Raw genomic sequence first — 11,133 nt, forward strand, 5'->3', positions numbered from 1 at the left:
AGTAGTTCTTAAGGTTAGTACATTTTTTTTGTTTCGCAGGTAATAAATGACGTTTAAGTTAGGAATTGTGATGGATCCCATTTCCGGGATTAATATCAAGAAGGATAGTTCCTTCGCTATGCTGCTTTCTGCCCAAGCGAAAGGCTGGTCTTTGAACTATATGGAAATGTCTGACCTATATTTGGATCAAGGTACGGCTCGTGGACGTTTGACGCCTCTCAAGGTAAGTAACGATGAGCAAAGCTGGTATGAACTTGGTGAGCCGCGCGAAGCCGATTTGGCTGAGTTAGACGTCATTCTTATGCGTAAGGATCCACCCGTTGATTCAGAGTTTATTTACGCTACGCATATTCTAGAACGGGCCGAGCAGCAGGGAGCTTTAGTATTAAATAAAGCCCAAAGCTTGCGAGATTGTAATGAAAAGCTATACGCGACTCTTTTCCCCCAATGTTGCCCGCCTGTTTTGGTCTCGAGAGATCAGCAACGCTTGAAAGCGTTTTGTAAGCAGCATGAAGACGTCATCTATAAACCCTTGGATGGTATGGGAGGCGCTTCTATTTTCAGAGTGACTCTGGGGGACAGTAACCTAAGTGTGATTCTCGAAACGCTGAGTCAGCATGGCCAGCAACAGGTGATGGCGCAAAAATATTTGCCTGAGATAAAGAATGGCGATAAGCGTATACTTATTATTGATGGTGAGCCGGTTGCTTTTGGCTTGGCGAGAATTCCGGGGCAAGGTGAGTCGCGAGGCAATTTGGCTGCAGGTGGTCGTGGAGAAGTGCTGCCACTGACTGAACGTGACTATTGGATCGTTGATCAGATAAAAGATGATTTACTAGATAGGGGCTTGTTATTTGTAGGTATCGATGTGATTGGTGATTACCTGACAGAAATAAATGTCACCAGTCCAACCTGTATTCAGGAAATTGAAAGGGTTAGCCAAATCAAAATTGCTGATAAGCTAATATCGACGATTGAGCAGAAATTGAGTGCTAGTAAAAAGTAATATGAAGCAAGAGACGCAATCTGTAGGGGAGCTAAATTGGCAGTGGTAGCACGAGCAATGGGTGTTAGCGATACTGATCGTCTTAGTTTTACGGTTTTTGTCGCGCTGGCCTTACATAGCTTAATTATCCTGACCGATTTTCTGGAAGAAGATCCGGAGCCCGTGGCGTTTACTATGGAAATTACGCTTTCTCGCTTTGAGGATGAGACCAAGCCAGATAAGGCGGACTTCTTTGCCGAGACCAACCAGCTTGGCAGCGGTACGCTAGAAGAAAAAGCGAGAGTCACGACGCCGATTGAATCGAAGCAGTTCAATGCCCTGGAGCAATTAGCCAGCTCTCCAGCGCCAACACAAGACAGTATAGAAAAGCGTGATAAACAGGTGATCAGCTCGGTATCGGGCGAAAGGCTAAGACCCAGCCTGTTTGATCGTGTGCAAGAAGAAAATAAGCCCACCGAAGTGCAGCCTCGAAAGTCCATTCTGGAACGAAGCCTCGAAATAGCTGAACTGGAAGCTGATTTAGATAGGCAGAGGCAAAATTATGCTAAACGCCCAAGGGTGACTCGCTTGACCGCAGCCTCGACAATGAAAGCGGTCGATTCTCAATATGTGGCGCACGTTGTCAGTAAGATAGAGCGGACAGGCAGTCTGAACTTTCCTGAAGATGCCGGGAAGCGCTTGTATGGTAAACCCCGCGTCTCAATTTCTATCTATTCCGATGGCACGATTAAAGAGGTTGTCGTGTTACAGAGCTCAGGAGATCTAGTTCTGGACTCCAAAACCAGAGATATTGTTCATCGAGCGGCGCCCTTTGCGCCCTTTCCAAAGAATGTAAGAAAAGAGCGAGATGTATTAGAATTGATTCGCACCTTTTCTTATAACAAGAGTGGAGTATCCAGCTATTTGTAGCCATTTAGAAAATCAGTTTCTGATCGCAATGCCCCAGATGAAAGATCCAAACTTCTCAGGGTCTCTGACGTATATTTGTGATCATAGCAGCGATGGCGCAATGGGCGTTGTGATTAACCGCCCTACCGATATTGGCTTGGCTGAGTTACTCGAACAGTTAGATATCAGTATGACGATTGATACTGATGCCAAAATTTACGCTGGCGGGCCGGTCCAAAGAGATCGTGGTTTTATCTTTCATGATGGTGAAAAATGTTGGCAATCTACGCTAGAGTTATCATCCGGACTGAAACTCACCACATCTAAAGACATCCTTGAAGCCATTGCACAGGGAACCGGGCCACAAACCTATCTGGTTGCCCTTGGCTATGCTGGTTGGGGAGAGGGGCAGTTAGAAGGTGAGCTCACAGAAAACACTTGGTTAACTTGCCCCGGGTCTCAGGACATATTGTTTGCTGACGACGATAGCAAAAAACTGACAATGGCGATGGATATTCTCGGTATTAAGGCAGACCAGCTCAGTGGCCAGATAGGTCACGCTTAATGACCAATGAAGCCTTGACCTACTTATGTTTTGACTTTGGTGTAAAGCGCTTCGGTGTTGCCTGTGGGAATAGCCTACTTAAAACCGCATCAGAGCTTGCTCCCATTAAAGCCAGAGAGGGGATTCCTGACTGGGAAGTAATTGAACAATTGGTAGAAGAATGGAAACCGACAGGCTTTGTCGTTGGTTTACCTTTGAATATGGATGGCTCTGAAAGCGATATGTCATTGCGAGCGAAGAAGTTCGGTAAGCGCTTAAAAGGCCGTTTTAATAAACCGGTCGATATGATGGATGAGCGGCTCTCAAGCTTCGAAGCTAAGCAGGCGGTGAAAGCTAGAACGGGTCGGTACGTAGATTTTGGGGATCACTCGGTTGACGGTGCCGCAGCATGTTTAATACTAGAAAGCTGGTTTGCAGCAATGAGTGACAATAAAGGAACTGACAATGCATGATGAACAAGCTGTAGAAGCCTTATTGGGTGCGATGTCACAGCAACTAAGCCATTATTTGGCAGAAAAGAATATCACTGACTATGAGTTTGTCGGGATTCGCACCGGCGGTGTTTGGGTCGCTAAGGCTATTCAAAAAAGTTTGGCGAATGAAAAACTGATTGGTGAGCTTGATATATCTTTCTATCGCGACGACTTTACTCAAATTGGTTTGAATCCAAAAGTTGAGCCATCTAGCTTGCCCTTCGAAACAAAAGATAAGCATATCGTTTTATTCGATGATGTCTTAATGTCTGGCCGTACTGTGCGTGCAGCGATGAACGAACTATTTGATTACGGCAGACCAGCAAGTATTACACTGGCCGTACTGGTAGATGTAGGGCGTCCGGAGCTTCCAATCGCACCTCATGTGGTTGGGGCGAAATTATCTTTAGCCGAGGGGCAGCGTATAAAGCTTATCGGTCCAGAGAATCTACACCTAAAAATACAGTAACTACATTTCAACGACGACGGTTTTTAACAGGAAATTTTCATGCAGGCGCCTATTCAACTAACTAAGTCAGGAAGACTCAAGCACTTCTTGACGGTATCTGGGCTCAGTAAAGAGCTCCTGACAGAAATTTTGGATACCGCAGACTCATTGATCGAAGTTGGCGAAAGGAACATCAAAAAAGTTCCCCTTTTGCGTGGCAAAACTGTCGTGAATCTTTTCTTTGAAGCCAGTACACGGACTCGAAGCACCTTTGAATTGGCTGCCAAGCGTTTATCCGCCGATGTACTTAATCTGGATATTAATACCTCTGCTACCTCAAAAGGCGAATCGCTTTCGGATATGCTGCGTAATCTCGAAGCGATGGCCAGTGATATGTTTGTTGTTCGACATGCCTCGAGTGGTGCCGCGCATTTTATCGCAGAGTCTGTCACACCTGGTGTGGCTATTGTGAATGCAGGAGATGGTTGGCACGCCCACCCGACACAAGCAATGCTGGATATGCTGACTATTCGTCAGAATAAGGGGCAATTCGAGGGCCTGAAAGTCGCAATTGTGGGTGATATTTTGCATTCAAGAGTTGCACGATCCCAGATTAGAGCGCTGAATACACTCGGTGTTGATGAAGTAAGAGTGATAGCTCCTAATACCTTGCTGCCGAAAAGTGTCGAGTCATTGGATGTTAATGTCTATAACAATATGGATGAAGGCCTAAAAGACCTTGATGTGATTATTATGCTTCGATTGCAGCGTGAACGAATGCAAGGAGCTTTGCTACCGAGTGAGCAGGAATACTTTCAGCTTTATGGCTTGACTCGTGAGCGCTTGGCACTAGCCAAACCTGATGCAATTGTAATGCACCCGGGGCCGATTAACCGCGGCGTTGAGATCGAGTCGGAAGTTGCAGATGGCGAGCAGTCAGTGATCCTGGATCAGGTCACTAATGGTATTGCTGTAAGAATGGCGGTTATGTCGATGGCAATGAGTGGTCAAACGGAAGAGAAAAACAGTGAGGAGTCAAAATGAGCATGCTTCTTAAAAATGGTCAGCGTCTAGTTTTCTCTGACTCCGGCGCGTCCTGGGCTCCTTTTGAAACCTTGCTGATTAAAGATGGTCTGATCGAGGCAATCGATGTTGCCGAGATAAGTGGCACTCCTACAAAAGAATTGAATGGAGCCTATGTATTACCAGGCTTGATTGATCTTTCTGTCGCTTTGCCAGAGCCAGGAAACTCCATAAAAGGCAGTATCGCAAGTGAAACCAAAGCCGCCGCCGCGGGTGGCGTGACGACCTTATGCTGTACTCCAGAAACCCGGCCGGTCAATGACTCTCAAGCTGTGTCAAAGTTGATTAGAGAGCTAAGCGCACAGACGGACTATTGCAGAGTTTTACCAATTGGTGCGTTGACGCAGGGACTAAAAGGAGAGCAGTTAGCTACCTATTCATCCCTGAAGAAAGCGCAATGTGTGGCTTTGAGTAACGCTTACAACCCGCTTAAAAATTTAGCCGTGACCAAGCGCTGTTTTGAATATGCAAAAACGCATGAGATGAGCGTTTTTGTGAACCCTGTAGAGCCCTCATTACAACAAGGGGTCATGCATGAAGGTGAAGTAAGTACCACCGTTGGCCTGCAAGGCATTACTTCTTTGGCTGAAACCATCGCCGTTGCGCAATTGATTCAGTTAGCTAAAGCAACGGGAGTGCATCTCCACCTTTCTCAATTGTCGGCGGCTGAATCTGTTTCTCAGCTTGAGCAAGCAAAAGCTGCAGGTGTAAATATTACGGCAGATGTTGCGATTCAGAATCTACTCTACACCGATGAGTGTATTGAGGATTTTAATAGTGTTTATTATTGCTTACCGCCGTTAAGAGAAGAGCGGGATCGTTTAGCACTTGTTGATGGTGTAAACCGTGGTGTGATTGATGCGATCACCAGCGCTCATCGTCCACATGAGGCTGCAGCGAAACAAGCGCCTTTTGCTGAAACTGAAGCGGGAATGAGTAATATAGAATTTCTTTTGCCCTTTGCCATGCGTTTAGAGGACAGCGGAGAAATAAGTCTGCCCAGATTTATTGAAGCGATGACTCGAGGGTCTAGCAAGGTTTTACGCAGGAACTGTCCGAAAATAGAAGTAGGAGCCGTGGCTGACTTATGTGTTTTTTCTCCTGAAGGTGAACGTCAGTTGAGTGCTGACAAAATCATTTCTCATGGAAAAAACACACCTTTAATAGGAAAAAGTTTGAAGGGGCAAGTACTCACAACTATTCTAGATGGTAGGATTTCTTTCGAGTTAGATTGATTGCACCTTACACATAGGATTGGAGAATAAGGTATGGGTATTATCGGATTCCTTGGCTTTGTTTGTGTTTTATGGGGGCTTTACGTATTAGCAAAAAATACTAATGAAAGCCTTGAACAGCAGAAACAAATGCTGATAGAGCTGAAGCAACTAAAGCTATTAGCTGAGCGCGTGAGTGAGAGAGAGCCTAGTCCGCCGAAAATATACCAGGTAGAAGATACGCGTCAGCCTAAAGATAATGGTGAGGATAAAGCAGAAACGGAATGTGAAGTTAGCCTTAGTAAGCAGCTGATTGATATTAATCAGGATGACATTGTCGTTTTGCAAACATTACCGGGTGTGGGTAAGGTTCTGGCGCAAAAGATTATTGATGGCCGGCCCTATGAATCTATGGATGCTTTATTGAAGGTACAGGGGATTAGTCAGGATTTATTAGCGAAGCTACAGGTTTCGATAAAACTTTAGTAGAAATAAAAAAGAGGCCTTGAAAGCCTCTTTTTTGAATTTGGCTCAGGCCAGCTAGCCGTTCACTGCATCTTTCAGTGACTTGCCAGGCTTGAAGCCAACAGACTTGCTTGCAGCAATCTGGATTGTTGCACCAGTTTGAGGGTTTTTACCAGTACGAGCACTTCGCTCTCTGACTGAAAATGTGCCGAAACCGATCAGGCTTACGGTATCATTTTTGTTCATTGCATTGGTGATTTCATCGGTCAGAATATTCAGGACTTCACCGGCTTTTTCTTTGGTTAGGTCCGCTTTTTCAGCAATGGCAGCAGCAAGTTCAGGTTTTTTCATGAATTTTACCTTAATTGAGATTGTTGTCTTAGGTACACGCCAGACAGGGTCTGCAGTCCAGAGGACTTTGTACACCCTAAAGATAGTCCAGATCGCTTTGCTTGCAATGGGTAAAAGTAAAAAAAGCAAAATTTGTTAAAAAATGAAATATCTGTGAACTTGTTTCAAATTGGTAGCCATATTGAGTTTTGATTTACGGAACCCGCGTATAATTTTGGCACGAATTTTAATCTTTGTGCCATCGATCTCACTAAAATTCTATCAAGTCGTAGATAATCCGCGATTGCAGAAAGTATCTGAATGTTTTTAGGAGCCTATTGTGAAGCTGAATAGCAGCCGTACATATATAAAATGGATTGTTCTTTCCGTAGTGTTGTCGTCTTTACTGGGCGGCTGTAAAGCGATTAACCAGTTTTTGGTTAAGCCAATGGTTAAACCTACAGGTGATGCGATAACCCTGTTGGCCGAGGCGCACGTTGTACCTCAGTTGTTGACGACTGATGACTTGGTTGCGGGTTGTACTGGTGCTGAAGCGCTGGGAGCGATGGTTGAATCAATTGGCCGAATCACTGAAGAGCCCTGGGAGCTGGAAGTGCTTCTAAACTTAGGTGCTGGTGGTTGTGAAGAAGCAAGAGCTTTTGAACAAGAGCTTGCGTACTTGCGATACATTCGTGGACAGCAGCCAGATATGGCGCAAGATTCATTGATCGCCCAGAAAAATCACCATGTAAGAGCTGCGAAGCGTTATTACAAAGGCTGGCTGGCCTTGATTCAGTTTAATGGAGGTTTAGAAATTGGTGGTGAGTGTCCTGATCTTGAGCAAGAGTTTGATCAGATTGTTTGGTTGGCGGGATTGATTAATGGTCTTTTGTCCTTGAACCACGATATTCTCTCGGGTGTTGGTACCGGGGTGCCTAAAAACATTGCGGCACAAGCAGAACGTGGTGCGGGTTGTTTGGATAACCGGGCGTGGTTTGGCGTCCCTTTAGCGTTAAAAGCAGCGGTTTGGAGCTTGTTACCTGGTGCATTACCAGAGGGTGAAAATGCTTGGGAGCGATTGGAGCAAGCTGACCAGATTGGTGAAAATGCGCATATCCGTTTGGCGCACGTTTTCCATATTATCGCCGCTTATTCTAAAGGTGACATGGAGCGTGTAAGAACGGTTATTAAGCGACATGCTGAGCACATCACTAATCATAAAGCGAATAAGCAGTATCGTTTATTGGACGTAGCAGCAACAGAAGCGATCACCCGAATTTCAGATAAAATGTGGACAGAAAATATGGGGCACCGAACTCCAGTTGGTCAACTTGGATCTTTCTGGGATGAGAATGCCGCTGATGATATCGAAACTGTTGAACTGGATGACTTGTTTTAAAAAATGAGACTTGTATCACCTTAATATGCTTGAATCAAGGTGATTTGCCCATTTTTGAAAAAAAGAAAGTCAATCTCCAGCTAGTCTGCTACTAAGGAATGCCGGTATAATCTACCGGCATTTTTTTTTTGGCTAATAATAAACCAATTCATTTTTCGGGGAGAAGGGACTACGTGGCTTCCAATACACAAAGCGGCCGCTCAATTTCTGAGTGGCTATCGTCATTACCAGCTTGTATTTTGTTGTTACTGGTTGTTGTTTTTAGTACCAGTAGTGATATCCATAATCAGATATTACAGGTTGGGGAGCATTACTGGCCGGGCTACTATAAGCTTCGAGTTGATCCTGTCGCACCTACCTGTGATCCAAACGTTAATGTTGAAGAGCAGTTGCAAGCACGTTTGGCTCAAACCGAAGATGATGATTTAGGTTTAGATCTATTCGATGCTGCACCTGTCGATCCGGACTTAATTCGTACCTCTATCGAGAATGCACGTCAGGATTGTCAGAATAAATTTACAGCTTACGAAGAAATAAGCGATCGTATTACCCCGAGCGTTGAAGCATTCAGAGCAGTAGAGTTGTTTGTTTCTGACGCGATAGGCGTTGGCTTAGTTTCCCAAAAGTTCATCCTGATAACCTTGATCTTTTTGTGTGCAATGACGGCAACCTTGAAGCGCCACCATATTGCCATGCGCCCGGTCTTGCACCGACTTGATCACTATGTGTCGAGCTCTGCACAGGTTATTGCTAATTGTGTTTTGTTGACTTCGGTTTTTGCCTTCCGGGAGTTGGCTCACTCAGATGGTACCAACCTCCCGTCTGAAGAAGCGATGCTGCATAACTTCTGGGTATATGGCATAGCCTTATTGTTGATCGTCAGTATCTACAATTTGATTAAGGTGCCTGCTCACCTAAAACCTGGCGGTAATATTGGCTATGCTTTGTTATCGGTTCCTCTCTATTCCACGATGGCCATCATTGCGGGTATTTTCTTCTTCTCTCATGGCCACATGCCAGGGATAGGTATCTATCTGAATACACTGATGGACCTGGCGGACATGTTCCTGAACGTTGGTTTGTATGTCTGGATAGGTATGCTCTTGAAACAAACCCGTTTTGCCGGTTTGGTTCTGAACCTGTTTAAGCCTTGGAAAATGCCTCCGGAAATGTTGGCTTTTGTTGTGGTTGTTCTTGCTGCTGTACCGACTGCCTACACAGGTGGCTCTGGTATCTTCGTTATCGCTGCTGGTGCAGTAATCTATCACGAAATTAGAGCAGCTGGCGCACGCCGCAATCTGGCACTCGCAGCCACGGCGATGTCAGGTAGTATGGGTGTTGTATTGCGACCATGTTTGCTTGTTGTTGTTATCGCGTTCATGAACCGTGAAGTAACGACCGACCAACTATTTGGCTGGGGTGTATGGGTCTTTGCGCTAAGTGCCTTTATGTTCTTTATTATGGTTATGTTTGTGAACCGTCAGAGCAAGATTCAATTAGCCTCTGTTGGTGATGCACTGCCAGAGACATTTTCGCAAATTAAGCCTCTCATTCCTTACATCCTTTGTATGGGTGGCGTTATTATGTTCTATAACATGGCCTTAAACGTTCAGTTGGATGAGTTCTCTGCAGCGCGAATCTTACCTGTGATGATGATCGTTATTCTTATTTTTGAACATATCACCAAGAAAGACATGGTGAGTGAAGATGGTAAGTCAACCGAGCCACATAAAGGTATTGAATACTGTGTGCGTACAGCCACCAACCAGACAACGGCTGAAATTGGTGCCCTGCTACTATTGGTAGCTTGTAGTATCTGTTTGGGTGGTATGATCGAACGAACCGGTGTTGTTGAGATGTTCCCAAGTGACTTCTCAAGTATCTGGACAGCAATGGCCCTTATGGTGTGTGCGTTGGTTGTCATGGGTATGATTATGGAAGCCTTTGGTGCGGTAATTCTGGTAAGCCAAACAATCGCTACGGTTGCTTACCAGGCTGGTATTGATCCAATTCACTTCTGGATGATGACTTTGGTTGCCTTTGAGTTGGGTTACTTGAGCCCGCCGGTAGCATTGAATCACTTGTTAACACGCCAAGTGGTGGGTGAAGAAGAAGCGCTTAAAGCTGATGAAGAAGTTAAGGATGGTACCTTCTACCAGCGCAATGAGCGTATTCTGATGCCAATGATGACAATGGGCTCAGTATTGCTCATCGTGGCCTTTGGACCTCTACTGGTTGCCTACTAAGTTGAGTTAGGCAAATAAAAAATCCCCGCAAGTCGGGGATTTTTTTTGTTTATAATTTACTGAAGAGATGAGTACCTACTCAATTGATCGCTTTCGTATTTTTCTTAAGGAGCTAAAAACTTACTATGAGTGTAATAAAAATAGTTTGTCCAAAGTGCTGTGTTAGCAATAAGTTGCCGGAAGAGAGACTTAAAGAAAAGCCAAAATGTGGAAAGTGTAAGTCAGCGTTATTTCTTGGAAAAGCAATGGATATCACTGCGCAGAATGTCGCTGCTGTTGTTGGTCATAATGAGATCCCGGTGATCGTGGATTGCTGGGCCTCGTGGTGTGGGCCTTGTATGCAATTCGCTCCAACGTTTGATGCAGCAGCCAAGAAACTAGAACCGAAGTTACGTTTTGCAAAACTGAATACTGAAGTGCATCAACAAGTAGCTGCCCGTTGGCGAATACAATCTATCCCGAGTTTATTAATCTTCAAAGGCGGGAAAGAAGTTGCCAGGATTTCTGGAGCTTTACCCTTAGCCCAATTAACGAAATGGATAGAAGAAAACATTTAAGAGAATGTTTTCAATTATAGTTTGCTAGTTGCTCTCTACTCCCAGCTTTCGATGACGAGCTTCCCTATTGTTTTTCCTTGCTCTAGTTGGGCATGAGCCTGGCGTAGAGTGTCTGCGCAGATAGGCGATAATATTTGATTCTGTGTGGAGATGAACTCACCTTCGTCAACGAGCCGTGCCACTTCGTTAAGAATATGATGTTGCTCGATCCGGTCTGGTGTCTTGAACATGGCTTTGGTGAACATGAACTCCCAAGCGAAGCTCACTGACTTTGATTTCAGTTTATTCATTTCCAAGGGGGCCGTATTGTCAACAATGCAGCAGATTCTTCCAAGCGGTTTGATTACGTCTATCATAAGATCGAAGTATTGATCGGTGCTATTACAGCAGAGAATATAATCAACGCTAGGAATACCAATATCAGAAAGTTGTTTATCTAAAGCTTTGCTATGATCGATT

At 44.8% G+C, this 11,133-nt stretch carries 13 protein-coding genes; 11 read left to right on the plus strand and 2 right to left on the minus strand.

Annotated features, from left to right (window positions below; genetic code table 11):
• The first annotated feature begins 46 nt into the window (after positions 1-46).
• From gshB to A3763_RS25970, 8 genes are read left to right on the plus strand one after another with little or no spacing between them, the layout of a single operon-like run.
• Positions 47-1,006: a glutathione synthase gene (gshB, locus tag A3763_RS25935; RefSeq protein ID WP_068553655.1), complete on the plus strand. Its 960-nt coding sequence runs from the start codon at positions 47-49 to the stop codon at positions 1,004-1,006.
• 42 nt (positions 1,007-1,048) lie between these two features.
• Positions 1,049-1,915, plus strand: coding sequence for a TonB family protein (locus A3763_RS25940; RefSeq protein WP_231872330.1), 867 nt, complete (start codon positions 1,049-1,051; stop codon positions 1,913-1,915).
• Between the two features lie 28 nt (positions 1,916-1,943).
• Positions 1,944-2,459, plus strand: coding sequence for a YqgE/AlgH family protein (locus tag A3763_RS25945; protein ID WP_068553656.1), 516 nt, complete (start codon positions 1,944-1,946; stop codon positions 2,457-2,459).
• Positions 2,459-2,911 (plus strand): Holliday junction resolvase RuvX, encoded by a 453-nt coding sequence (ruvX, locus tag A3763_RS25950; protein WP_068508683.1) that lies wholly within the window; start codon positions 2,459-2,461, stop codon positions 2,909-2,911. Before A3763_RS25945 ends, ruvX begins: the two co-directional genes overlap by 1 nt.
• Entirely contained in the window at positions 2,904-3,401 is a 498-nt protein-coding gene (gene pyrR / locus A3763_RS25955) for a bifunctional pyr operon transcriptional regulator/uracil phosphoribosyltransferase PyrR (RefSeq protein ID WP_068508682.1), read from the plus strand. The genes ruvX and pyrR overlap by 8 nt, the downstream gene beginning before the upstream one ends.
• Before the next feature lie 39 nt (positions 3,402-3,440).
• Positions 3,441-4,424, plus strand: coding sequence for an aspartate carbamoyltransferase catalytic subunit (locus tag A3763_RS25960; protein WP_068508681.1), 984 nt, complete (start codon positions 3,441-3,443; stop codon positions 4,422-4,424).
• Complete coding sequence (locus tag A3763_RS25965; protein WP_068508679.1) at positions 4,421-5,698, plus strand: dihydroorotase family protein; 1,278 nt, start codon at positions 4,421-4,423, stop codon at positions 5,696-5,698. Before A3763_RS25960 ends, A3763_RS25965 begins: the two co-directional genes overlap by 4 nt.
• A 33-nt stretch (positions 5,699-5,731) precedes the next feature.
• Positions 5,732-6,163 (plus strand): helix-hairpin-helix domain-containing protein, encoded by a 432-nt coding sequence (locus tag A3763_RS25970; protein ID WP_068553658.1) that lies wholly within the window; start codon positions 5,732-5,734, stop codon positions 6,161-6,163.
• Between the two features lie 54 nt (positions 6,164-6,217).
• On the opposite strand, the gene A3763_RS25975 is transcribed toward A3763_RS25970, so the two are convergent.
• Positions 6,218-6,493: an HU family DNA-binding protein gene (locus A3763_RS25975; RefSeq protein WP_068508677.1), complete on the minus strand. Its 276-nt coding sequence runs from the start codon at positions 6,491-6,493 to the stop codon at positions 6,218-6,220.
• Positions 6,494-6,812: 319 nt separating this feature from the next.
• Here A3763_RS25975 and A3763_RS25980 point away from each other — a divergent pair, with 319 nt between their 5' ends.
• From A3763_RS25980 to trxC, 3 genes are all read left to right on the plus strand, one after another.
• A complete protein-coding gene (locus tag A3763_RS25980; protein ID WP_082865257.1) occupies positions 6,813-7,871 on the plus strand; it encodes a hypothetical protein in 1,059 nt (352 codons plus the stop codon).
• Between the two features lie 173 nt (positions 7,872-8,044).
• Positions 8,045-10,117, plus strand: coding sequence for a TRAP transporter large permease subunit (locus tag A3763_RS25985; RefSeq protein WP_068508676.1), 2,073 nt, complete (start codon positions 8,045-8,047; stop codon positions 10,115-10,117).
• Positions 10,118-10,242: 125 nt separating this feature from the next.
• A complete protein-coding gene (trxC, locus tag A3763_RS25990; protein WP_068508675.1) occupies positions 10,243-10,674 on the plus strand; it encodes a thioredoxin TrxC in 432 nt (143 codons plus the stop codon).
• A 35-nt stretch (positions 10,675-10,709) separates the two neighbouring features.
• On the opposite strand, the gene A3763_RS25995 is transcribed toward trxC, so the two are convergent.
• On the minus strand, positions 10,710-11,133 hold a 424-nt coding region (locus A3763_RS25995), incomplete at its 5' end, for a zinc-binding dehydrogenase (RefSeq protein ID WP_156495349.1).

This window comes from Oleiphilus sp. HI0128 (assembly GCF_001635365.1).

Excerpts from the sequence above, each read along its gene's own strand:
- gshB (WP_068553655.1), top strand. The coding sequence starts at position 47 with ATGACGTTTAAGTTAGGAATTGTGATGGATCCCATTTCCGGGATTAAT.
- A3763_RS25945 (WP_068553656.1), top strand. The coding sequence starts at position 1,944 with ATGCCCCAGATGAAAGATCCAAACTTCTCAGGGTCTCTGACGTATATT.
- ruvX (WP_068508683.1), top strand. The coding sequence starts at position 2,459 with ATGACCAATGAAGCCTTGACCTACTTATGTTTTGACTTTGGTGTAAAG.
- pyrR (WP_068508682.1), top strand. The coding sequence starts at position 2,904 with ATGCATGATGAACAAGCTGTAGAAGCCTTATTGGGTGCGATGTCACAG.
- A3763_RS25960 (WP_068508681.1), top strand. The coding sequence starts at position 3,441 with ATGCAGGCGCCTATTCAACTAACTAAGTCAGGAAGACTCAAGCACTTC.
- A3763_RS25965 (WP_068508679.1), top strand. The coding sequence starts at position 4,421 with ATGAGCATGCTTCTTAAAAATGGTCAGCGTCTAGTTTTCTCTGACTCC.
- A3763_RS25970 (WP_068553658.1), top strand. The coding sequence starts at position 5,732 with ATGGGTATTATCGGATTCCTTGGCTTTGTTTGTGTTTTATGGGGGCTT.
- A3763_RS25975 (WP_068508677.1), bottom strand. The coding sequence starts at position 6,493 with ATGAAAAAACCTGAACTTGCTGCTGCCATTGCTGAAAAAGCGGACCTA.
- trxC (WP_068508675.1), top strand. The coding sequence starts at position 10,243 with ATGAGTGTAATAAAAATAGTTTGTCCAAAGTGCTGTGTTAGCAATAAG.